This window comes from Streptosporangium album (assembly GCF_014203795.1).
GTDB lineage: Bacteria > Actinomycetota > Actinomycetes > Streptosporangiales > Streptosporangiaceae > Streptosporangium > Streptosporangium album.
In genome coordinates this window covers 307,877-330,477 of sequence record NZ_JACHJU010000002.1, presented here as the reverse complement: position 1 = coordinate 330,477, position 22,601 = coordinate 307,877, and the positions used below count along the sequence as shown (strand labels likewise).

23 protein-coding genes are annotated in these 22,601 nt (G+C 69.1%); 9 read left to right on the top strand and 14 right to left on the bottom strand.

The window, feature by feature from the left end; translation table 11 throughout:
- Positions 1-331 precede the first annotated feature (331 nt).
- The 4 genes from FHR32_RS25160 to FHR32_RS25145 form a co-directional block, all read right to left on the bottom strand.
- Positions 332-1,636 (bottom strand): hemolysin family protein, encoded by a 1,305-nt coding sequence (locus tag FHR32_RS25160; protein WP_184756978.1) that lies wholly within the window; start codon positions 1,634-1,636, stop codon positions 332-334.
- The gene (gene ybeY, locus FHR32_RS25155) at positions 1,633-2,115 is read right to left on the bottom strand and encodes an rRNA maturation RNase YbeY (protein ID WP_184756977.1); all 483 of its coding nucleotides are present in this window, start codon (positions 2,113-2,115) and stop codon (positions 1,633-1,635) included. Before ybeY ends, FHR32_RS25160 begins: the two co-directional genes overlap by 4 nt.
- 40 nt (positions 2,116-2,155) lie before the next feature.
- Positions 2,156-3,223, bottom strand: a complete 1,068-nt coding sequence (locus FHR32_RS25150) for a PhoH family protein (protein ID WP_184756976.1) — start codon at positions 3,221-3,223, stop codon at positions 2,156-2,158.
- Between the two features lie 91 nt (positions 3,224-3,314).
- Positions 3,315-3,665 (bottom strand): histidine triad nucleotide-binding protein, encoded by a 351-nt coding sequence (locus FHR32_RS25145; RefSeq protein ID WP_184757811.1) that lies wholly within the window; start codon positions 3,663-3,665, stop codon positions 3,315-3,317.
- Between the two features lie 284 nt (positions 3,666-3,949).
- Between FHR32_RS25145 and FHR32_RS25140 the strand changes: the two genes are divergently transcribed.
- Positions 3,950-4,429, top strand: coding sequence for a SigE family RNA polymerase sigma factor (locus FHR32_RS25140; protein ID WP_043655278.1), 480 nt, complete (start codon positions 3,950-3,952; stop codon positions 4,427-4,429).
- Positions 4,426-5,088, top strand: coding sequence for a hypothetical protein (locus FHR32_RS25135; RefSeq protein WP_184756975.1), 663 nt, complete (start codon positions 4,426-4,428; stop codon positions 5,086-5,088). Before FHR32_RS25140 ends, FHR32_RS25135 begins: the two co-directional genes overlap by 4 nt.
- Before the next feature lie 4 nt (positions 5,089-5,092).
- On the opposite strand, the gene FHR32_RS25130 is transcribed toward FHR32_RS25135, so the two are convergent.
- The 3 genes from FHR32_RS25130 to hrcA are packed head-to-tail and all read right to left on the bottom strand — an operon-like array spanning position 5,093 to position 8,020.
- The gene (locus FHR32_RS25130) at positions 5,093-5,824 is read right to left on the bottom strand and encodes a 16S rRNA (uracil(1498)-N(3))-methyltransferase (protein ID WP_184756974.1); all 732 of its coding nucleotides are present in this window, start codon (positions 5,822-5,824) and stop codon (positions 5,093-5,095) included.
- 33 nt (positions 5,825-5,857) lie between these two features.
- Entirely contained in the window at positions 5,858-6,994 is a 1,137-nt protein-coding gene (gene dnaJ, locus FHR32_RS25125) for a molecular chaperone DnaJ (RefSeq protein WP_184756973.1), read from the bottom strand.
- Between the two features lie 12 nt (positions 6,995-7,006).
- Positions 7,007-8,020: a heat-inducible transcriptional repressor HrcA gene (gene hrcA, locus FHR32_RS25120; protein ID WP_184757810.1), complete on the bottom strand. Its 1,014-nt coding sequence runs from the start codon at positions 8,018-8,020 to the stop codon at positions 7,007-7,009.
- 183 nt (positions 8,021-8,203) lie between these two features.
- On the opposite strand from hrcA, the gene FHR32_RS25115 reads away from it, so the two are divergent.
- The 3 genes from FHR32_RS25115 to FHR32_RS25105 are packed head-to-tail and all read left to right on the top strand — an operon-like array spanning position 8,204 to position 10,430.
- A complete protein-coding gene (locus FHR32_RS25115; protein WP_184756972.1) occupies positions 8,204-8,920 on the top strand; it encodes a hypothetical protein in 717 nt (238 codons plus the stop codon).
- 55 nt (positions 8,921-8,975) lie between these two features.
- Positions 8,976-9,791: a DUF3097 domain-containing protein gene (locus tag FHR32_RS25110; RefSeq protein WP_184756971.1), complete on the top strand. Its 816-nt coding sequence runs from the start codon at positions 8,976-8,978 to the stop codon at positions 9,789-9,791.
- A 27-nt stretch (positions 9,792-9,818) separates the two neighbouring features.
- On the top strand, positions 9,819-10,430 hold the full coding sequence (locus FHR32_RS25105; protein WP_184756970.1) for a DUF4870 domain-containing protein: 612 nt from the start codon (positions 9,819-9,821) through the stop codon (positions 10,428-10,430).
- A 12-nt stretch (positions 10,431-10,442) separates the two neighbouring features.
- Here the strand turns inward: FHR32_RS25105 and hemW are convergent, their stop codons facing one another.
- Complete coding sequence (gene hemW, locus FHR32_RS25100) at positions 10,443-11,654, bottom strand: radical SAM family heme chaperone HemW (protein ID WP_184756969.1); 1,212 nt, start codon at positions 11,652-11,654, stop codon at positions 10,443-10,445.
- Positions 11,655-12,101: 447 nt separating this feature from the next.
- Here hemW and FHR32_RS25095 point away from each other — a divergent pair, with 447 nt between their 5' ends.
- On the top strand, positions 12,102-12,845 hold the full coding sequence (locus FHR32_RS25095) for a glycoside hydrolase family 18 protein (RefSeq protein ID WP_312882690.1): 744 nt from the start codon (positions 12,102-12,104) through the stop codon (positions 12,843-12,845).
- Between the two features lie 109 nt (positions 12,846-12,954).
- Here the strand turns inward: FHR32_RS25095 and lepA are convergent, their stop codons facing one another.
- Positions 12,955-14,793 (bottom strand): translation elongation factor 4, encoded by a 1,839-nt coding sequence (lepA, locus tag FHR32_RS25090; protein WP_184756968.1) that lies wholly within the window; start codon positions 14,791-14,793, stop codon positions 12,955-12,957.
- 74 nt (positions 14,794-14,867) lie between these two features.
- Here lepA and FHR32_RS25085 point away from each other — a divergent pair, with 74 nt between their 5' ends.
- Together FHR32_RS25085 and rpsT are read left to right on the top strand one after the other, a co-directional pair.
- Positions 14,868-15,869 carry a glycoside hydrolase family 18 protein gene (locus tag FHR32_RS25085; protein WP_184756967.1) on the top strand — a complete coding sequence of 334 codons (1,002 nt, stop codon included), beginning with the start codon at positions 14,868-14,870 and terminating at the stop codon, positions 15,867-15,869.
- A gap of 148 nt (positions 15,870-16,017) precedes the next feature.
- The gene (gene rpsT, locus FHR32_RS25080) at positions 16,018-16,290 is read left to right on the top strand and encodes a 30S ribosomal protein S20 (protein ID WP_184756966.1); all 273 of its coding nucleotides are present in this window, start codon (positions 16,018-16,020) and stop codon (positions 16,288-16,290) included.
- Positions 16,291-16,524: 234 nt separating this feature from the next.
- Here the strand turns inward: rpsT and holA are convergent, their stop codons facing one another.
- On the bottom strand, positions 16,525-17,496 hold the full coding sequence (holA, locus tag FHR32_RS25075) for a DNA polymerase III subunit delta (RefSeq protein ID WP_184756965.1): 972 nt from the start codon (positions 17,494-17,496) through the stop codon (positions 16,525-16,527).
- Positions 17,497-17,604: 108 nt separating this feature from the next.
- Between holA and FHR32_RS25070 the strand changes: the two genes are divergently transcribed.
- On the top strand, positions 17,605-17,760 hold the full coding sequence (locus FHR32_RS25070) for a hypothetical protein (RefSeq protein WP_184756964.1): 156 nt from the start codon (positions 17,605-17,607) through the stop codon (positions 17,758-17,760).
- Positions 17,761-17,933: 173 nt separating this feature from the next.
- Here FHR32_RS25070 and FHR32_RS25065 read toward each other — a convergent pair whose 3' ends face one another.
- The 4 genes from FHR32_RS25065 to FHR32_RS47350 form a co-directional block, all read right to left on the bottom strand.
- Positions 17,934-18,401: a nuclear transport factor 2 family protein gene (locus FHR32_RS25065; RefSeq protein ID WP_184756963.1), complete on the bottom strand. Its 468-nt coding sequence runs from the start codon at positions 18,399-18,401 to the stop codon at positions 17,934-17,936.
- Between the two features lie 275 nt (positions 18,402-18,676).
- Positions 18,677-21,067 carry a ComEC/Rec2 family competence protein gene (locus tag FHR32_RS25060; protein ID WP_184756962.1) on the bottom strand — a complete coding sequence of 797 codons (2,391 nt, stop codon included), beginning with the start codon at positions 21,065-21,067 and terminating at the stop codon, positions 18,677-18,679.
- Positions 21,068-21,242: 175 nt separating this feature from the next.
- Positions 21,243-21,938 (bottom strand): ComEA family DNA-binding protein, encoded by a 696-nt coding sequence (locus FHR32_RS25055; RefSeq protein WP_184756961.1) that lies wholly within the window; start codon positions 21,936-21,938, stop codon positions 21,243-21,245.
- Positions 21,939-22,142: 204 nt separating this feature from the next.
- Complete coding sequence (locus FHR32_RS47350; protein WP_376773404.1) at positions 22,143-22,445, bottom strand: hypothetical protein; 303 nt, start codon at positions 22,443-22,445, stop codon at positions 22,143-22,145.
- Positions 22,446-22,601 lie beyond the last annotated feature (156 nt).

The window sequence follows — 22,601 nt, the reverse complement described above, 5'->3', positions numbered from 1 at the left end:
CAGCAATCATCGAGAAACGCTTAAGGGTGTTCTCGGCCGCATAATGCGGCCGAGAACACCCTTAAGTGAGCGACGCGGGGACCAGGTGACGGCCACCTTGGCGCTCTTCCCCCCGCGGAGTCGCCCCTGATGCCACAGACCCCTCCCGGCATCGAGGACAATCTCCACCGGCTCCCGCGCGACCGGGTGCCGTGAGTTGAGAATGACAGGCGCCGCTTGCAGAACGGTTGCGGAATGTTTGGAACGCATCAGCGCCGACCCGGCTTTTCACCGGTCCCGCCACAACCCTACGACCGGTTTATCAATCGGCGCCGTTCACCACCGCCCGAGGTTAATCGTGTTCCGACGAGGCCCCGACCGAGTCGGGCTCGGCGGGGGCGGTCCGCCTGACGAGAACCGTGCCGATCCGGTTACGGCGTCCGGCGAGGCTCTCCGCTGTCAGGCTGAGTCCCTCCACCACGGCCTGGGAACCCGCGATCGGCACCCGGCCCAGCGCGTGCGCCAGCAGACCGCCGACGGTCTCGACGTCGTCCACCTCAAGCTCGATGCCGAACAGGTCCGCCAGATCCCCCACGGGAAGCCTGGCCGTCACCCGGACCGATCCGTCGTCCAGCGGCTCCACCCGGGGAGCCTCCTGGTCGTACTCGTCGGTGATCTCACCGACGATCTCCTCGAGGACGTCCTCGATGGTGACCAGACCGGCGGTCCCGCCGTACTCGTCGATGACGATGGCCTGGTGGATCTGGCGGGCCTGCATCTCACGGAGGAGCTGGTCGATGGGCTTGCTCTCCGGCACGTAGGTGGCCGGACGCATGATCGTCTCGACCTGCTCGGCACGGCCGTCGTCACCCGTCTCCTGCACCCGGCGCACGATGTCCTTGAGGTAGGCGATGCCGATGACGTCGTCCTCGTTCTCACCGACCACGGGGATCCGGGAGAAGCCGCTGCGCAGGGCGAGCGACAGGGACTGGTTCAACGTCTTGCCGCGTTCGATGAACACCATGTCGGTACGGGGCACCATGACCTCGCGGACCAGGGTGTCCCCGAGCTCGAAGACCGAGTGGATCATCTCCCGCTCGTCCGGCTCGATGACCCTGCGCTCCTCGGCCAGGTCGACCAGGTCGCGCAGCTCGGCCTCGGAGGTGAACGGCCCCTCCCTGAAACCCTTGCCGGGCGTCACCGCGTTGCCGAGCAGGATGAGCAGCTTGGGGAGCGGGCCGAAGATACGGGTCAGGCCGTACACGAGAGGGGCGCTGGCGAGCGCGATCGGCTCGGCGTGCTGGCGGCCCAGTGTGCGCGGGGAGACGCCGACGATCACATAACTGACCACGATCATGACCGCCGCCGCGGCGGCATAGGCCCAACCCTGGTCGTCGAGCCAGTCGATGAAGAGCAGCGTGGCGATCACCGTGGCGATCAGCTCACAGCTCAGCCTGAGCAGAAGCAGCAGGTTGAGGTAGCGCGGTGGATCGGCGACGATCGCCTGCAGGCGCCCCGCGCCCCGGCGTCCGTCACGGACGAACTCCTCAGCGCGCACGCGTGAGATGCGGGCCAGAGCCGTCTCCGCGCTGGCTATCAGACCGCCGATCACGACGAGGACGATGGCTGAGAACAACCACCCGTTGGCGAAGTTCACCGTTGGGTGCGCACCTCCCGCCACGATTCCAGGAGCTCGCCCTGCAGGCCGAACATCTCCTTGTGCTCATCGGGCTCGGCGTGGTCGTAACCGAGCAGGTGGAGGATGCCGTGCGTGCACAGCAGCTCCAACTCCGCCTCGGCGCTGTGCCCGGCCTCGGAGGCCTGCTTGGCGGCCACCTGCGGACAGAGCACCACATCACCCAGGAGCGCGGGGTCGGTGGGGGCGTCGCCTTCCTGCCGGGCTCCGGAGCCCGGCCCGGGACGCAGCTCGTCCATCGGGAAGGAGAGCACGTCCGTCGGACCGGGCTCCCCCATCCACTGCTCGTGCAGCACCGACATGGCCTCTTCGTCCACGATCAGGATCGACAGCTCGGCGAGCGGGTTGATGCCCATCCGCCCCAGCACGTATCCGGCCAGGGAGACGATGAGCCCTTCGTCGACCTCGACGCCGGATTCGTTGTTGACCTCGATGCTCACTGGTCGCTCACCGCTTCTCGCTCACTACGCGGCCCGCCGCTCATGTTCTCTCCCGAGGGCGCTTTACCACACCCTTGATCACCTGCGACGCGTTGGTCTGCCGCTGCGTCTCGTCATAGCGCCCATAGGCGTCCACGATGTCGCCCACCAGCTTGTGCCGCACCACGTCCGCACTGGTCAGACGGCTGAAGTGAATGTCAGGGATGCCCTCAAGGATCTCCTGCACCACCCTCAGGCCGCTCAGCGTGCCACCCGGCAGGTCGACCTGGGTGACGTCACCGGTGACAACGATCTTCGAGTTGAAGCCCAGGCGCGTCAGGAACATCTTCATCTGCTCGGCCGAGGTGTTCTGTGCCTCGTCCAGGATGATGTAGGCGTCGTTGAGCGTGCGGCCTCGCATGTAGGCGAGGGGGGCGACCTCGATCGTGCCCGCGGCCATCAGCCGGGGGATCGACTCGGGATCGAGCATGTCGTGCAACGCGTCGTAGAGAGGACGCAGGTAGGGGTCGATCTTCTCGTAGAGCGTGCCGGGCAGGAAGCCCAGCCGCTCGCCCGCCTCGACCGCGGGACGCGTGAGAATGATCCGGTTGACCTTCTTCTCCTGAAGGGCCCTTACCGCCTTTGCCATCGCGAGATAGGTCTTGCCGGTGCCGGCGGGACCGATGCCGAAGACGACGGTGTGCTTGTCGATCGCGTCGACGTAGCGCTTCTGGTTCACCGTCTTCGGACGGATGGTCCGGCCCCGCGAGGAGATGATGTCGAGGGAGAGCACCTCGGCCGGACGGTCGGAGGTCATCCGCAGCATCGCGATGCTCCGCTCCACGGCGTCGACCGTGAGCTCCGCCCCTCCCCGGACGAGCTCCGACATCTCTTCGAAGAGGCGCACCACGGTGCTGCTCTCCTCCGGGCTACCGGTGATCGTGATCTCGTTGCCCCGGACGTGGATGTCGGCGCGGAAGGCACCCTCGATGACCCGCAACAGCTCATCGCGCGAGCCCAGCAGGCTGACCATCGAATGATCGTCCGGAATCACCACCTTTGCTTGGGTCCGGCTGGGGCCCTTCGATCGCGGTGGGGACGTTCTGCTGGAATCGTTTGTCTCGGACATAGGCGGGCCTTTCGGCCTGTTCGCCTCCAGATATCGGCGTGGAACTTCTCCGCCATCGTATCCGTGATCGACGCCGTCGCGCTTACCGGTTTTATCCGGGCGGCCAGGTCAGACCACGCCCGCCCAGCACATGTCCGTGCACGTGGAAGACGGTCTGGCCCGCCTCGGCCCCGGTGTTGAAGACCAGGCGGTATCCCGAGCCGGCGACACCCTCCTGCTCGGCGACCGCGTGCGCGGCCTTGAGCACGTCGTCGGCGAGTCCGTGGTCGGCGGCGGCCAGCGCGGCCGCGTCCGGGTAGTGGTCCTTGGGGACCACGAGCACGTGCGTGGGCGCCTGCGGGTTGACGTCGCGGAAGGCCAGCGTGCGATCGGTCTCATGAACGATCTTCGCGGGGATCTCCCCGGCCACGATCTTGCAGAACAGGCAGTCGGCTTCGCTCACCATGCAGGCACCCTATCCTCCCCTGGCGTTGCCAATCGGTGATGGCGCATCGCCAGCAAAGAAAGATCCACCCGGATATGGTGGGTGTGCAAACTTCAACAACTACAGACCATTGCGATTCGCACGATATGGCCGCCTGGCGAGGACACGACTGGGTCATGCCCCCTAATGAACCGGAAGAGCGTAAACCCTCTGGGAAGGCCGAGCGTCCCACTGATGTGACCACCGAGACCCTCGTGGCCGACAGGTCGCTGGGGGCGGTGCCCGTCGGATGGGATGCCGACATGGCCGTTACCGCGCTGTACAGCGCGCACTATCGGTCGCTTGTGCGTCTCGCCGTGTTACTCGTCCGCGATATGGCTACCGCGGAGGAGGTCGTGCAGGACGCGTTCGTCGCCATCCATGGCGCCTGGCGTCGCCTGCGTGACACCGACAAGGCACTCGCCTACCTGCGCCAATCGGTCGTCAATCGATCCCGTTCGGTGCTTCGGCACCGGGCGGTCGTGGAGAAGTACGCTCCCAAGGGCATGCCGGACGCGCCGAGCGCCGAGAACGGCGCGATCGGGGAGTTCGAGCGGTCTGCCGTCATCGAGGCGCTTCGTGGCCTGCCCGCACGTCAGCGCGAGGCACTGGTCCTGCGCTATTACGGTGACCTGTCAGAAGCGCAGATCGCCCACGCCATGGGCATCAGCAAGGGCGCGGTCAAGAGCCACACGGCTCGCGGTATGGCCGCCCTACGAACCTCACTGGAGCAACTGTCATGACCGACTCCCCGGACGAGTACGGCGAGCTGCTCCGCCGTGTCCTCAGTGCGGAGGCGAACTCGGTCGTTCCCTCCCCTGACGGTCTGGAGATCATCCGCGCCCGCGTGGAAAGACGTGGGCTCCGCGGCCTGGTGTGGTGGCGCGCCGGAGCCTCTGTCGCCGGAGCCGTCCTGGTCGCGGCCACCGTCGTCATGGTGGTGCCGGAATTCCGCGAACAGGTGAGCCAGACGGTGAACAGCGGGGAGGTCACCTACACTCAGTCGACCTCGCCCGATCTGTCCGCCACCTCGCGGGCTCCCTCGAACGATGACGACCAGCTCCCGGCCGTCACCCGGCCGGGGTCGGAAACCACGGCGCCCGCGCCGCTCCCCACCCACTCCAGGAGCACCGGACCGACTCCCAGGCCCACGCCGAAGCCGACCTCGAAGCCGACTCCGAAGCCCACGCCGTCCGCCACCTGTCCCACGACACTCCCCGACGGCACGGTGGTCGAGCCGGAGGGGCTTCCGGAGGAGTGCAGGGAGACCCCGACGTCGAAGCCCTCCCATTCCACCGCCCCCTCGGAGAGCCCCTGCCTGGTCGAGGAGTGCCCGCCGCCCGACGAAACGGCACCTCCGATGCCGACGGAGGCGCCGACCACCATCTCCTCCGGCCGCTAGGAGATCACCAGCGGCCGGTGCGCGCCTGCAACACGGCCGCCGCGGCGACCCCCGCCGTCGAAGTGCGCAGCACCGTCGGCCCGAGCAGCGCCGGCACGGCTCCCGCCTCCCGGAACGCGGCGATCTCCTCATCGGCGACCCCGCCCTCAGGTCCGACCACCACGACGATGTCTCCGGTGCCGGGGAGCTCCATGGTGGAGAGCGGGGAGGCCGCCTCCTCGTGCAGCACGATCCCCAGGGCGGCCTCCGACAGGAGCGCGGCGACCCCGGCGGTGGTGGCGGGCCCGGTCACCTCGGGCAGGTGGAAGCGGCGAGACTGCTTGCCCGCCTCCCTCGCCGTGGAACGCCAGCGACTGAGCGACTTGACCGCCCGCTCGCCCTTCCACTGGGTCACGGACCGGGCTGCGGCCCAGGGGACGATCACGTCGACCCCCGCCTCGGTCATCATCTCCACGGCCAGCTCGCCCCGGTCTCCCTTGGGCAGCCCCTGCACCACGACCAGACGGGGGTGCGGAGCCGGCACATCGTAACGGCGCAGTACCTCGACGCGGAGGGAGTCCTTGCCCGCCTCGCGGACCACGCACTCGGCCACGGCGCCCGCACCATCGGTCAGGTCGAGCCGTTCCCCGGCCCGCAACCGCCGTACAGCCGCGGCGTGACGGCCTTCCGGACCGCCGAACGTGAACTCCGCACGGGCCAGATCGGCCGCCTCGGCCAGGAAGACCGGGACCGTCATCGGCCGTTGGAGGCGTGCCGACGGGCGCCTCTGTCAGCGGCCATTGAAAGCGTCCCGTAGCCGGGAGAAGAATCCCTGCTGGCCGGGGGCGAACTTGCCGGGCGGGCGCTCCTCGCCACGGAGCTTGGCGAGCTCGCGCATGAGCTCCTCCTGGGCCGGGTCGAGGCGGGCGGGCGTCTCCACATTGACGTGGATCAGCAGATCGCCGCGGCCGGTCTCGTTGAGGTGCTGGACGCCCCGGCCGTAGAGCGGGATGGTCTGCCCGGACTGGGTGCCCGGCCGGATGTCGAGCTCCTCCGCGCCGTCGAGCGTCTCCATGGTCAGGATGGTGCCCAGCGAGGCGGCGGTCATGGGGATCTGCACGGTGCAGTGCAGATCGTCGCCCCGGCGTTCGAAGATCTCGTGCGGACGCTCGACGATCTCCAGGAACAGGTCGCCGGGCGGGCCGCCACCGGGACCGATCTCGCCTTCGCCGGCGAGCTGGATGTGGGTGCCGTCCTCCACTCCTGCCGGGATGCGGACCTTGATGGTCCGCCGCGTGCGGACCCGGCCGTCGCCGGAGCACTCCTGGCAGGGGTTGCGGATGATCGAACCGAATCCACCGCACTGGGGGCAGGGACGGGAGGTCATGACCTGCCCCAGGAAGGACCGTGTGACCTGGGAGACCTCGCCGCGGCCATGGCACATGTCACAGGTGTCGGGGTGGGTGCCGGCTGCGGCGCCGGAGCCCGTGCAGACCTCGCAGAGCACGGCGGTGTCGACCACCAGTTCACGGGTGGTGCCGAAGGCCGACTCGCTCAGGTCGAGCTCCACCCGGATGGTGGCGTTGCGGCCCCGGCGGGCACGTGACCGGGGACCGCGACCACCGCCGCCGCCGGCCGCTCCGAAGAAGGCGTCCATGATGTCGCTGAACGGGAAGCCCGCCCCGAAACCTTGCGCGCCGGCACCCGAGGCGAACGGATCGGCTCCCATGTCGTACATCTGGCGCTTGTTGGGATCGGACAGCACCTCGTAGGCCTGCGTGATGTCCTTGAACCGCTCCTGGGTCTCAGGATCGGGGTTCACGTCGGGATGCAGCTCTCGCGCCAGGCGGCGGTACGCCTTCTTGATCTCTTCCGCACTGGCGTCGCGGCGCACCCCGAGGGTGCCGTAGTAGTCGCTCTTAGCCACTTAGTTGACCTCTTAGGATGCAGCCAGGATCTGGCTGACGTAGCGTGCCACCGCGCGCACCGCGCCCATCGTGACCGGGTAGTCCATTCGCGTCGGACCCAGCACACCGAGCCGGGCCAGTTGCTTGTCCCCCGAACCGTATCCGGCGGCGACGATCGATGTGCCCTGGAGACCCGTGTAGGGGTTCTCCGAGCCGATCCGCACCGTCAGCGCCGACACGTCGGAGGTCTCACCGAGCAGGCGCATGAGCACGACCTGCTCTTCCAGAGCCTCCAGCACATCGCGGAGTCCGACGGTGAAGTCGGCTCCCGCGAGGTTGGCGGCCCCGGCGAAGACAATCTTTTCATCATGCCGGTCCACCAGGGACTCCAGCAGCACCGACAGAACCGTGGCCGCGAGCGGCCGGTCCTCCGCCGGAAGCCGGGCGGGCAGATCGGCGACCATGTCCGGGACACAGGCCAGCCCGCACCCGTCCAGGCAGGCGTTGAGAGTCGCGCGCAGATGGGCGACCCGGTTCTCGTCGACCACGTCGGGCAGCTCGACCACGCGCTGCTCGACCCGTCCCGTGTTGGTGATGAGCACGAACATCAGCCGGCGCTCGCTCAGCGGGACCAGCTCGACGTGGCGGACCGTGGAGTTGGTCAGCGTGGGGTATTGCACGACGGCGACCTGACGGGTGAGCTGTGCCAGCAGCCGCACCGTGCGCATGACGACGTCGTCGATGTCCACGGCGCCGGCGAGGAAGGTCTCGATGGCCTTCTTCTCCGCGCTCGACAGCGGCTTCACCCGCGAAAGCCGGTCGACGAACAGCCTGTAGCCCTTGTCGGTGGGGACCCGGCCGGCGCTGGTGTGGGGCTGGGCGATGTAGCCCTGCTCCTCCAGCACCGCCATGTCGTTACGGATGGTCGCGGGCGAGACACCCAGGTTGTGCCGTTCGACGAGGGCCTTGGAGCCCACCGGCTCGTTGGTGGACACGTAGTCCTCGACGATGGCGCGGAGCACCGCCAACTTACGGTCGTCGACCAACGCGCTCACCTCCCTGCCCACACCCGAACGTGAAACGCCAGGTCTGGCACTCTGTGTTCCCGAGTGCCAAGTGTACGGCCCCTGCTCGCGGGGTGCGATGACACGACGTCAGGATGGCAGAGCCAAGTAGTCGTCAAGCCGACTGCTATCGCTATACAAGCGGCAAGACCCACAATTTATGACATGTCCCATGATTTTGTACCCCCATCGGGCGCACCAGGTTACGGCGCGCCTCAGCAGCCCTATGGCCCGCAGCAGCAGGGCGCCCCCTCCTACGGCTACGCGCCCCCCGGCTACGGCGCGCCTCAGGGACCCGGACCGAAGGCGAAGATCAAGCCCAGTGTCGGATGGATCGTCGGCGCCTGGCTCGTCTTCGTGCTCAGCGTGATCGTCGGGGTCGCCGGCTTCGCCGGCGGCCTCGTCGGCGCCATCACCGACGCCGCGCCCACCGGCTCGTTCGACGCGGGCAAGACCGTGACGGTCCCGCTCGATCCGGCGGACAGGCCCGCCATCTACGTCTCGGCCGTGGCGGGCACCACGTACGAGTGCCAGATCCAGGGCGATCCGGGAACGGTCAGGCTCCAGCGGCCGAGCGTCCAGCAGACCGTGACCGCGGACGGCGTCATCTGGGAGATGGCTCTGCGGGTGGGGGTGGACAAGAAGGGCGACTACCAGCTCACGTGCACCACCCCCGAGGCGTCGAGCGCCAGGTTCGGCGTGGGCAGGGAACTCGTCACCGGCTCTCTGATGGGCGGAACGGTCGCGCTGGTCGCGGTGCCGAGCGCAGGCTTCCTGCTGGCGGTCGTCGTCACGATCGTCGTACTGGTGAGGCGGAGCGGCGCCCGCAAGCGCCAGGCGGCGGTCTCGCAGTGGGGACCTCCCGGACCGTACAGCGGGTGATCGTGGCTTTTGCTACCGTCCCCTTGATCCATGGCGAGAGAGTGGGCGGTGGCTGATGTACGAGCGTGACGTGCTTGCGGAGAACTGGCGGCGCCCTCTCAAGGGAAAGATCCCCCAGGTCCCCGCCGAGCTCGACCTGGTCGTGGAGGACGTCGACGGCGGCTTCTGCGGCGCCGTGGTGGCCTGCGACAAGGAAGCCGTCACGCTGGAGGACCGGTTCGGGCGACGGCGGCTGTTCCCGCTGGAGCCCGCCGCCTTCCTCCTGGAGGGCAAGGTGGTGACGCTGGTACGGCCCGCCACCGCGCCGCAGGCTCCCCGGCGGAGCGCCTCGGGCTCCATCGCGGTGGAGGGCCTGCGGGCCAGGGTGGCCAAGGAGAGCCGGATCTACGTGGAGGGCGTGCACGACGCGGCGCTCGTGGAGAAGGTCTGGGGCCACGACCTCCGGGTCGAGGGCGTGGTCGTGGAGTATCTGGAGGGGATCGACCACCTGCCCTCGATCGTGGCGGAGTTCGGTCCCGGTCCGGACCGCCGTCTGGGCGTGCTCGTCGACCACCTGATCCCCGGATCGAAGGAGAGCCGGATCGCCTCCCAGGTCTCCTCACCGCACGTGCTGATCGTCGGGCACCCGTTCGTGGACGTCTGGCAGGCGGTCAGGCCCTCGGTGCTGAAGATCGCCTCCTGGCCGGCGGTCCCGCGTGGTCTCCCCTGGAAAGAGGGGGTCATCGCCGCCCTGGGCTGGGATCTGGAGCCCAGAGACGCCTGGCGCCGTATTCTCGGATCGGTCACCACCTACGCCGATCTGGAGCCGGAGCTCCTCGGCCCGGTCGAGGAGCTGATCGACTTCGTGACCGCTCCGAGCGAAGACGACTAACCCCGCCACACCCCATCAGGAGGGGTCATGAGTGACAGTCCCGACGGCCCGCGACAGGAATCCGCGGACGACGAGCACACCGGACACATCGATCAGCCGCCTCGATCCGGTCACACCCAGCCCGGTCAAGGCAACCCGCCGCCTCCCGCCTCGCCGTACGGACAGAGCGGCCAGGGCTACCCGCCTCCCGCCGCCCCGCCGTACGGAACAGGGGGTTACGGCTACCAGGACGCCTACCAGCCGCCCGGGCCGTACGGCGGGTACGGGCCACCGCCCGGGTACGGGCACCCGGCACCGCCGGGGACGTACGGCCCCCGACCCGGCGGCGACGACACCACTATGGCGATGCTCGCCCATCTGCTGGGCCTGCTGACGTGGTTCGCCGGCCCTCTGGTGATGTATCTCGTGAAGAAGGACGAGTCCCCCTACGTGCGCGACCAGGCGGCCGAGGCACTCAACTTCCAGCTCACCCTGGTGATCGCCTACATGGTCTCCTGGGTCCTGGCCTTCGTGCTGATCGGATTCCTCCTGATGCCGGTGGTCTGGATCGGGTCGCTCATCTTCATGATCATCGCTGCTGTCTCGGCCAACCGGGGCGAGAACTACCGCTACCCGCTGAGCATCCGATTCGTCAGCTGAACGCGGACGATCTCATGTCAGATCGCGGACCAGGGCATCGGCCAGGAGACGGCCGCGCAGTGTCAGCACCGCGCGGCCCGTCTTGAACGGCTCCGCCTCCAGCAGGCCGTCGGCCAGCGCCCGGGCGACCACCGGCGGCCGTTCGATCTCCTTGAGCGGGAAGCCCTGGGCGAGCCTGAGCTCCAGCATCAGCCGCTCCACCGCCCTGTCCTGCGGAGTGAGCACCTCGCGCGCGTGCGCGGGCGAGACGCCGGAGGACAGGCGCTGGGCGTAGGCCGCCGGATGCTTGACGTTCCACCACCGGGTGCCCCCGACGTGGCTGTGCGCGCCGGGGCCGACCCCCCACCAGTCGCCGCCGGTCCAGTAGAGCAGGTTGTGACGGCAGCGTCCGGCCTCCGAGGTCGCCCAGTTGGACACCTCATACCATTCGAACCCGGCCTCGGCGAGCATGGCGTCGGCGATGAGGTAACGGTCGGCGGCCACGTCGTCGTCGGGCATCGGCAGCTCACCGCGCCGGATTCTGGCGGCCAGCCTGGTGCCGTCCTCGACGATCAGCGAGTAGGCCGACACGTGGTCGGGCCCGGCCTCGATCGCCGCCGCCAGCGAGGCGCGCCAGTCGTCGTCGCTCTCCCCCGGCGTGCTGTAGATCAGGTCGAGGTTGACGTGGTCGAACCCGGCCTCCCTGGCCTCCTGTACGGCGCGCGCCGGGCGGCCGGGCGTGTGCCGGCGGTCCAGCACCGCGAGCACGTGCTCGCGGGCGCTCTGCATGCCGAAGCTCATCCGGGTGAACCCACCGGCCCGGAGCTCGGCCAGGTAGGACGGGTCCACGGACTCGGGGTTGGCCTCGGTGGTCACCTCGGCGCCGGGAGCGAGCCCGAACTCCTCCTCGATCGCGCCCAGGATCCGGACCAGGTCCGCCGCGGGCAGCAGGGTGGGGGTGCCCCCGCCGAAGAACACGGTCTCGACCGGCAGGTCCACGTCGCCGAGGTTGGCACGTGCCCGCCGTACCTCGTCCACGGCGGTGTCGGCGTAGTCCTTGTGCGAGGCGCCCGGGCCCAGCTCGGACGCCGTGTAGGTGTTGAAGTCGCAGTAGCCGCAGCGGGTCACACAGAAGGGCACGTGGACGTAGAAGCCGAAGGGCCGCCCGCCGAGCCCGTGGAGCGCGCTGTCGGGGAGCCGGCCCGAGGCCGGTACGGGGTCACCGTCGGGAAGTGTGGATGGCACGACACCAAGTCTGCCGCTCCGGCCGCGATGCCCGGGACACGGGTCCGGAAACCGCCCGGCGCCGTCCGGGACGGCGAATCTCCGGCAGACCGTTGACGCGTAGATCACCCAGGTCTACGATCCGTGAAAACTTAAAGGAAAGTTTCCTATAAGTTACTACTCCAAGCAAGTGGAGAAGCCCGTGCGGAGACTCCTCCGGCACATGCTCGCGGTGGCCCTTGCCGCCGGCCTCACGGCGACAGCCCTGCCGGCCCCGGCTCAGGCGCAGACCGCCCCGGACCACGGCGACCGCTTCAAACGGGTCGCGTACTTCATCCAGTGGGGGATCTACGCCCGCAACTACCACGTCAAGGACCTGGATGCCAGCGGTGCCGCCGCCAAGCTGACGCACATCAACTACGCCTTCGGTTCCGTCGGCGCCCAGGGAGACTGTGTCTCCGCCGACGCGTGGGCGGACTGGCAGCGCCCGGCACCGGGGCCGGCGTCTTCGACGGCATCGACCTGGACTGGGAGTGGCCGGGCTCCTCCGGCAACGACGGCAACGTCATCCGGCCCGAGGACCGGCGGAACTTCACCCTCTTCGTCACCGAACTCCGCCGCCAGATGGACGAGCTGGACCGGCGGAGCGAGCTGACCGCCTTCCTGCCCGCCGCGGTAGCGAAGATCGACGCGGGCTTCGAGGTCCGCGACGTCTTCAAGCAGCTCACCTTCGCCACCGTCCAGGGCTATGACCTGCACGGCTCGTGGGAGAACCGCACAGGTCACAACGCCAACCTGCTCACCGACCGGCGCGACCCCAACCCGGTGAAGTACAGCGTGGACCAGACCGTCCGCGACTACCTGTCCCGCGGCGCCCCGGCCAGGAAGCTCGTGGTCGGCGTCCCGGCGTACGGGCAGGGCTGGACCGGCGTCACCGGCGGCAGGAACGGCCTGTACGGCACCTGGGCGGCCGGTAGCGACGACTACAAGAACCTGGTGAACAAGCCGGGCAGGCGCTACCGCGACCTGCTGACCGGCAGCGTCTGGATCTACGACGGAAACGAGTTCTGGTCCTACGACGATCCCGCCACGCTGCTCCAGAAGGCGGCCTACATCCGCCTCAGAGGGCTCGGCGGCTCCATGATGTGGTCCATCGACCAGGACGACGCCAAGGCGTCACTGACCTCGGCGCTCTACGGCGTCCTGCGCTGAGGCGTTTTCCCCCGAGAGCAGGGCGGGGCCGTACAGGTTCCGGGTCACCGGCGGCCCCGCCCACACGTCCGTCGTTCCGGCTCGGGCCGCCCCCGAGCCGGGACGACGGCTACTTCTTGGACTTGTCGGTGGAGGATTCGGTGGACAGCGCGGCGACGAAGGCCTCCTGGGGCACCTCGACGCGGCCGACCATCTTCATCCGCTTCTTGCCTTCCTTCTGCTTCTCCAGCAGCTTGCGCTTACGGGAGATGTCACCGCCGTAGCACTTGGCGAGGACGTCCTTGCGGATGGCGCGGATGTTCTCGCGGGCGATGACGCGGGCGCCGATGGCGGCCTGGATCGGGACCTCGAACTGCTGCCTCGGGATGAGCTCGCGGAGCTTCTTGGCCATCTCGACGCCGTAGCCGTAGGACTTCTCCCGGTGAACGATGGCGCTGAAGGCGTCCACGGCCTCCCCCTGGAGCAGGATGTCGACCTTCACCAGGTCGGACTCCTGCTCGCCCGAGGGCTCGTAGTCCAGTGAGGCGTAACCGCGGGTGCGGGACTTGAGCTGGTCGAAGAAGTCGAAGATGATCTCGCCGAGCGGCATGGTGTAGCGGATCTCGACGCGGTCCTCGGACAGGTAGTCCATGCCCTGCAGGTTTCCCCGGCGGTTCTGACAGAGCTCCATGATGGTGCCGATGAACTCCGAGGGGACCAGCACCGTGGACTTCACCATGGGCTCGAAGACCTTGTCGACCTTGCCCGTCGGGAACTCCGACGGGTTGGTGACGGTGACCTCCTTGCCGTCCTCCATGATCACTCGGTAGATGACGTTGGGCGCGGTGGAGATGAGCGAGAGGTTGAACTCGCGTTCCAGCCGCTCGCGGACGATCTCCATGTGGAGCAGGCCGAGGAAGCCGCAGCGGAAGCCGAAGCCCAGGGCCGCGGAGGTCTCCGGCTCGTAGACCAGGGCGGCGTCGTTGAGCTGGAGCTTGTCCAGGGCCTCGCGGAGTTCGGGGTAGTCGTCGCCGTCGATCGGGTAGAGGCCCGAGAAGACCATCGGCTTGGGGTGCTCGTAGCCGCTGAGCGCCTCGGCGGCCGGGCGCGCGACGGCGGTGACGGTGTCGCCGACCCGCGACTGGCGGACGTCCTTCACGCCGGTGATGAGGTAGCCCACCTCACCGACGCCGAGCCCCTTGTCGGCGATCTTCGGCTCCGGCGAGATGACGCCGATCTCCAGGGTCTCGTGGGCCGCGGCGGTGGACATCATCAGGATGCGCTCGCGCTTGCCCAGGTGACCGTCCATGACCCGGACGTAGGTGATGACGCCGCGGTAGGTGTCGTAGACGGAGTCGAAGATCAGCGCACGGGCGGGCGCGTCGGCGTCGCCGACCGGGGCCGGGATGTTCCGCACCACGTGGTCGAGCAGCTCCCGGACGCCCACGCCGGTCTTGCCGGAGACCTTGAGCACGTCCTCCGGCTCGCAGCCGATGAGGTGGGCGATCTCCGCGGCGTACTTCTCCGGCTGCGCGGCCGGCAGGTCGATCTTGTTGAGCACCGGGATGATCGTCATGTCGTTGTTCATGGCCAGGTAGAGGTTCGCCAGGGTCTGCGCCTCGATGCCCTGCGCGGCGTCGACCAGCAGGATCGCGCCCTCACAGGCCTGGAGCGAGCGGGACACCTCGTAGGTGAAGTCGACGTGCCCAGGAGTGTCGATCATGTTGAGGACGTAGTCGGTGCCGTCCATCTGCCACGGCAGCCGGACCGCCTGCGACTTGATGGTGATCCCGCGCTCGCGCTCGATGTCCATGCGGTCGAGGTACTGGGCGCGCATGGAGCGATCGTCGACCACACCGGTGATCTGCAGCATGCGGTCGGCAAGCGTCGACTTGCCATGGTCGATGTGCGCGATGATGCAGAAGTTGCGGATCACCGCGGGATCGGTCTGGCCAGGCTGAATACGCACCGGTGTCCGTTTCGACGGGATTGATGACGATCGACGACTGGCATACCAGCCGTCTTCCATGGTGACATGTCCGGGTGATTGCCCGGACCAGAGCACGGCGCAGCCTGCGGTTTCTCGCGATGGTGGCCGCCGTGCTCCTTGTGCTGCCAGGAGTGGCCGCGGCCACTCTCACTCTCCAGTTTACCGGGACACCCGCCCCATGGGCGAAAACCACCGGCCACGACGCCCTCTGGCTCGGCCACGCGTGGGTCGACGGCCGCAAGGACGCCGCCGATGTGAAGGGCCTCGCCGTACGGCTGCGCACGACGGGGATCAAGGACGTGTACGTCCACTCGGGGCCCTTCGACTCCGATGGGACGCTGCCCGCGGCGAAATACACCAAGGCCGGAGATTTCCTGAAGTGGTGGCACGCGGCGCTGCCCGGCATCCGGGTGTCGGCCTGGCTCGGCCAGAAGGTCGACGGCGTCCTGAACCTCGACGACCCGGCCTCCAGGCAGCGCGTGCTGGACAGTGTGAGCCACATCATGGCGCTGGGCTTCGACGGCGTGCACTACAACTTCGAGCCGATCGGCAGCGGTGACACCGACTTCCTGGACCTGCTGACCCGGACGCGCGCGATCGTGGGTGACGGCCTGATCTCCAGTTCGACCCCGCAGATCGAACCGTTCCCGCTGATGCGCCCGGCCGTCCGCGCCGTCATCGGCCACGACAAGTACTGGTCGCCCGACTACTTCAAGGAGGTCGTGGCCCGCACCGACCAGGTGGCGATCATGACCTATGACTCCTTCCTCCCCTCCGAACTCCTCTACGGAGGCCACGTCGTACGGCAGGGCACCATCGCACTGGATCTCGTGCCGCCGGGCAAGTCCCTGCTGATCGGCGCCCCGGCCTATCATGATCACGGTGTGACATGGTCCGACGCGGCGGAGAGCGTCGCGACCGCCGCAGAGGGCGCACGGCTGGCACTGACCGCCCATGGCCGGCCCCGCGAGCGGTTCGGGCTGGCGCTGTACGTCGACTTCGCGGCGACGGCGGAAGACTGGTCCGAATACGAGCGTTTCTGGTCGCACCCATGAGAGCGGCACGGTAAACTAATCCCGCATCCCTCTGTCCAGGCAGTCGATTTGAGCGACCGTCCGGGCAGACGGTAGCCTGTTCAACTGCGTGTGGCGCGCCCTCTCTGCCCGCGCGCCCCACTCCGACGACATTCACCGAGGCTTCTTCGTGGCGAACATCAAGTCCCAGATCAAGCGCAACCGGCAGAACGAAAAGGCCCGGCTGCGTAACAAGGCTGTCAAGTCTTCCCTGAAGACGGCCGTCCGTAAGTTCCGCGAGGCCGCCGACCAGGGCAACGTCGACGAGGCCGTCGCGCTGCAGCGCGTCGCCTCCCGTCAGCTGGACAAGGCCGCCAGCAAGGGCGTGATTCACAAGAACCAGGCCGCCAACCGCAAGTCGGCCATCGCCCAGCGCGTCGGCGAGCTGTCGGCCGCCAAGTAATCCAGGCTCTTCCGGACGCCGCACCCTCCCAGCGGGGGTGCGGCGTTCTGGCGTTCCCGTCAGGCGGGTCCCCGGATCGCCGTCCTTGCTCACCGCCGGGCAGGCCCCTCGGGGACATGCCCTTCCCCGCCGGACCGCTCCGCCCCCGGACTCCAGAGCACCCGGCGGCGGCGCCTTGAGCAGGCCGGGGTGCTCAAGGCCCCTGCGGCTGCGCTCGGCGAGTCCGTAACCCGCCTAACGGCCCGTACGGCTGGCGACAACGGTCTGAATCATGTGCTCCAGGGCATAGGCGGGATCCGCGCCGCCCCCTTTTACCTGCTCGTCCGCGGTGGCGGCGGCCTGGATCGCACGGGCGATGCCATCGGGGCCCCAGCCGTTGAGCTGCCGCTGGACCCGGTCGATCTTCCAGGGCGGCATGCCGAGATGGCTGGCGAGCTGTCCCCCGCGCAGGTTACGCGGGGCGCCGCCCACCTTGGCCAGCGACCGCAGGCCCCCGGCGAGCGCGCTCACCAGCAGGACGGGCGCCGTCCCGGTGGCAAGCGCCCAGCGGAGCTGCTCAAGAGCGTCGCCCAGGCGGCCTTCGACGGCCGAGTCGGCCACGGTGAACCCGCTGACCTCGGCCCGGCCACGGTGGTAGCGGGCGACGGCCGCCTCGTCGATGGTCTTGCCCGGGGTGTCGAAGGCGAGCTGGCTGCAGGCGGCGGCCAGCTCCCGCAGATCGTTGCCCACCGCGTCGAGCAGGGCGACGGCCGCGTCCGCCCCGATGCTCCGCCCCGCCCGCTTCAGTTCGGCCTTGACGAACGCGAGCCGCTCGGCCGGTTTGGTCAGCTTGGTGACGGCGACCACCCGGGCACCGGCCTTCTTGACCCCGTCGACCAGGGCCTTCCCCTTGACCCCGCCGGGGTGGACGAGAACCATCACGGTCTCCTCGGCCGGATGCGCGGCATAGGAGACGATCTCGGCGATGACCTCCTTGGCCAGATCCTGGGCCGAGCGGATCGCCACCACCGACCTGTCCCCGAACAGCGAGGGCGAGGTCAGCCGGGTCAGCTCCCCCGGCTCGACCTTCCCACCGATCAGGTCGTGCACCTCGGTGCCCGGGTCCGCCGCACGCGCCGCCGCGATCACCTCACCCACGGCACGGTCGGCCAGCAACTCCTCGTCGCCGATTACCAAGGTCACGGATGCCGGATCGGTTGCCACCATGCCAGCAGCATGCCACGTGCCGGCGACCGGATCGCCATCAGCAAGCCGTTCGCAATCCGACTGCAGGCATCACGAGGCACCCTTGGAGCAATCAGGGGAGACGAGACCATGACGAACTTCACTAGCTGCCGCCATGCCTGCCCGCGCTGCGGAACGGTTCTCGACGAGGGTCCCGTCATGTATCGCTGCGCACGCTGCAGCCGGTCGGTCTATGCCGCCGACCTGGACACCGAGTTCCGTAGCCCGGCCACGACCACGGCCTGACCTTCGCCCGGGAGACCACGGAACGAGGGGGATGAGACACCGGGAACCTCTCAGCGGCCCAACAGGCCGCGTCGGGAGACTCCCGGCAGGAAGACGTCATCGTGGTGGCCGGCGTGAGGACTCACGCCATGAGACCCGTCTGCGGAGAGACCGTGACGAGAGCGCTCAGGGCGTCAGGCGTCCTGCGGGGCCTCCTTCCACGCCTCGGCCCATCCTCCCTGCACCATGGTCTGGAAGACCCATCGGCCACCGGCCCTCACCAGCAGATCCGCGTAGCGCATGCTGTACGGCTCGCCGTTCATCGTCACCGTCGCGTCGGTGACCACGACGACCAGATGCTCGGTCAGGAAATGCGGTGTACGGGTGGACTCCATCTGGATGTCGCCCTGCTCGCCGCCGCCCATCACTCCGGCCATCGTGCGCATGAACCGCTCACGCGTCCACTGGGCCACCAGGCCCTCGCCGTCGGCGCTGTCGGTCACCACGTTGAGAGGGAACATCGCCATGTCGGCCATGCGCTCGACGTCGACCTTCGCGCTGTGGGCGTCGTATTCGGCGAACCATGCCTCGACGCTCCGCCGATCCTCGGCAGTCGGAATGAAGGCGCCGTTGCCGAATGGGCTTTTCTGGGTTTCCGTCACTGTCCGCTCCTCCGTTGTTGGCACGCGCCGGCCGACCCGCCGGTCCGGTGTCCTCGCGCGGAGAAGCACGAGAGCCCGGCCCCGGCAGGCCGACATGAACCGTATGGCGTACGGTACAGCGTACGGTATAACTGTCCAAACAACCGCCTGGGCGGATATGGGAATCGGACGGCCGTGCGCCCCTGCCGTCGCTCGGCTCGCGCCGGCCGCTCCTCCTCACCTCGTCGCTCTCGGCCTGACCGACATCGCCTGTCGCCATGGCCCCTGAGGCCTGTTCACCGGCCGGCAGGACCGCGGGCGATGATGGCCAGGCCTCCTTCGCGGGCCACCACGGCGAGGTCTCCTGACAGGTCGGTCCTGTAGACCCGGACGCCGAGCATGTTCAGCCGGGCGAGGGTGGACGGAGCGGGATGACCGTAGTCGTTGCCGGCTCCGACGCTGATCAGCGCGGCGCGGGCGCCGGCCGCCGCGAAGAAGCCGGGATCGTGCCCACCTGATCCGTGATGGGGGATCTTCAAAATATCGACCGGCGGGAGACCCCGCCGCAACAGCTCCGCTTGGGCCTCGGTCTCGATGTCTCCGCTGAGCAGGGCCGTGCCGGCCGCCCAGCGCACGTAGAGCACGACACTGGCGTTGTTGACGACCGCCCCCTCCCCTCCTCCCGCCGGGGGCGCCTCGGCCGACGGGGCGACGACCGTGAGCTCGGAGGGGCCGAAGCGCCAACTCGCACCCGGCAGCGCCCCCCACTCGACGACCCCGCGGCGGGCGAGATCGTTGCTCAGCCTGGCACTCTCCCGTTCCGCGACCCGGTGCGGAGTGACCACCACCGCTCCCACCCTGCGATCCCGGAAGACTCCGTCCAGTCCACCGACGTGGTCGAAGTGCGGATGGGTGAGAACGACCAACGGCACCTCACTGACGCCCATGGACCGCAGGCACCGGTCCATCAGCACCGGATCGGGCCCCGTGTCGACCACCACCGCACGGCCTGGTCCCGCGGCGACCAGCAGCGCGTCTCCCTGACCGACGTCGCACGCGACCAGCAGCCAGCCCCTGGGCGGCCAGCGAGCCACGATCGGCACGGCCACGGTGGCGGCGACGACCACCCCTGCCGCCGCGGCCAGGACGGCCCGGCGCAACCACCGGTGGCGCAGCGCCAGGAGAATGATCGGGGCCGTGACGGCCAGGATGACCAGGCCGATGACGCCCCCGGGCCATGGGATCACCGCGAGCGGGAGCCCGGCGGCGCGTTCCGCCACCGCGATGATCCATCCGGTGGCGAGTCCCGCGGGGCGGACCAGCACCTGGGCGAACCCCATGTGCAGGGGGGCGACCAGTGCCGCGACGGAGCCGAGCAGGGTGGCGGGCGCGACGGCCGGGCCCGCGAGCAGATTGGCGGGGATCGCCACCGGGGCGAGCTGCCCGGACATCAGGACCAGCACCGGGGTGACGGCTGCCTGGGCCGCTGCGGGCACGGCGATCGCCTCGGCGGCCCAGCGGGGCATCCGCCTCTCCAGCCGGTCCCGCCAGCGGGGTGCGATGACCAGGATGCCGCCGGTGGCGCAGACCGACAGGGCGAAGCCATAGGACCGGGCGAGGGCGGGGTCGAAGAGGATCAGGCCCAGAACGGTCGCCGACAGGGCCGCGACACCGTCACGCGAACGGCCTGTGCCGAGCGCCACCGCGGCGACGGTGCCCATCAGAAGGGCGCGGAGCACACTGGGTGACGGACGGGCGACGATCGCGAAGGCGAGCATGGCGAACGCCGCCAGCACCGCCCGGGCCGCGAGAGGCAGTCCTGCGGTCCGGGCCAGCGCGACCGCCGCTCCCGCCACGATCGCCAGGTTGGCACCGGAGACCGCGGTGAGATGGCTGAGCCCGGCCGCCTTGAAATCTGCTTTTACCTGTCTGTCCAGGTGGGAGACGTCGCCGACCACGAGTCCCGGCAGCAGGCCACGCTGGAGCGGTGGCAGCACCCCGGCGGCCTCCCGCAGCCCCGAACGGAGCGTTGCCGCTGTGCGCTGCACCCACGAGGGCTCGCCCAGCACTCGCGGTGGTCCCCGTACCAGCATCACCGCCGCGACCAGCTCGCCGGCGTCGGCCGGCCCGAAGCGCCCCTGGACGGCGATCCGCTGGCTGGGCAGCAGGGAACGCCACTCATCTCCGGAAGTGAGCATCACCACGGGAACCCGCGTGGTCGTCCGGCCTGACCCGGCCCCTATCGCCTCGATCCGCGCGGGCACCACGAAACTCTCCTGCCGGTACGGTCCTCCGTGCTGCGGAAGCTCCCGGGGATCGTCCGTCACCACCACCTCCGCCGTCGCCGAAGCTCCCCTTGCCGCCATCTCGGCCACCGGCCCCGTGCTGATCGCGTGCACCTGCAAGGCCACCGTCCCGGCGACGGCCGCCACACACCCCAGCATCCCGATCACCGCATTACGCCAACCGGCGATCCCGTCGGAGGGGACCACCGCCATCGCGGAGAGCGCGCCCACCGCTGCGATCGCGGCCACGGTGGCGCCCACCGGAGAGGGAAGGCCCAGAAGGATGAGAGCGGTCGCCCAGGAGGCAAGGGCGGGCAGAACCAGGTGGAGTGCGTGCGGGCGCAGACCTTTCTCCGTGCTGCCGCCATCACGGATGGCCGCGGAGACACTGAAGCCGGTCATCTCCGTGATCCGCAGGAAGGCGTGGTCATACGCGGCCCCGTGACTCTCGTCGTCCTGGTCCCCCGAGGCGTCGGCCCGTGGGCCGGGTGTGTTCTTTCCGTGGCCGTGATCGGCAGAAGAGCGAGAGCATGCGCCCCCTGTCGTTCTCCGGGCCTCGACATTCGGAAGCGCCGCATCAGATGCGGACCCTGTCTTTCATCTCGGCGTACTTCCGATCACCGATACCGCTGACCTCGCGTAGCTGCTCGACGGCACGGAAGCCGCCGTGACTGTCGCGGTATTCGACGATGCGGCGAGCGAGCACCTCACCTACGCCGGGCAGTTGTTCGAGTTGCTGCGGGGTGGCGGCGTTGAGGTCGAGGACGACCGTCGCGGGGTCGGCCACGACGGGTGCCGCGGCAGGACCGGAGGCGCCCACGATGATCTGCTCGCCGTCGACGAGCTTGCGGGCGAGGTTGAGAGGACCGGCGGCGGACCCCTTGCGGACGCCACCGGCGGCCTGGACGGCGTCGGTGACCCGGGAGCCGGCGGGCAGGGTGATCACCCCGGGCCGGCGGACCTTTCCGGTGACGTGGACGGTGACCTCGGTGACGCCGCCGGACTGCGGGGAACCGGGCCGTGAAAGGTCGGACCGTGGGGAAAGAGTGGAGGCCGGCGCCGGGAGCGGGGAACCGGAGACAGGCGGGGGTGGGGCGAGAGGCTCGGGCTCCGGCTGAGCTCGCCAGGCGTAGACGCCACCGGCGACGACCGCGGTCAGGGCGATGAGGAGGAGCAGACGCAACCCCGGCCGGCTGGGGGCGAGCATGGGGCCCTGCGCGGCGACGACTCTGCGGAGGGCCCCGAAGGAGGGCGGGACCGGTGCGGAGTGCACTCGCGGGGGACCCTCGAAGTGCGATGGCCCGTCCGGGCCTGCCGGGCCACCAGGTCGGATCCGGTGGGCCGGGTGTGGCGGGAGTGACGGTGGAGGTGCGAGGTCGGGGGCATCGGAGGCCGTCAGCACCCGCAGCCGTGACTCGGCTCGGAATCGCTCGGTGGCCTGATCTGTGGTCCGCACGTTCAGGACGCTACGGCGACCTCACCAGGCGGTCCTTGCCGAATCCGGTTCTGTGGAGAACGTCGAGGTATCCACAGGGAGACCGGGCCTTAGAAGGGGGAGACTGTCAGGCCGAGCATGCCGGGGCCGGTGTGTGCGCCGATGACCGCGCCGACTTCGACCACGGTGACCCTGCCGAGTCCGGGCAGACGCTGAGGCAGCGGGCCGGGAGGTCGTCACCGGGGCCCATTCCCTGAGCGCGTCGTTCATCCCTTCAGCGTCGATCTGCACCACATCGTCGAGTGCCCGGCCGCCCACCACCACCTGAAGCGGGACCTCGGTGATCCCCAGGCGGACGATCTCCTGTCGGGGAAGGTACGCGGTGGAGTCCGTGACGATGGCGACCGATGGCGACGTATGAAGAGGTTACCCAGAAGAGATCGTCCGATCGGGATAAAAGTGATGCCTCACCACTTTCCGTACAACATTGAGCAAATGATG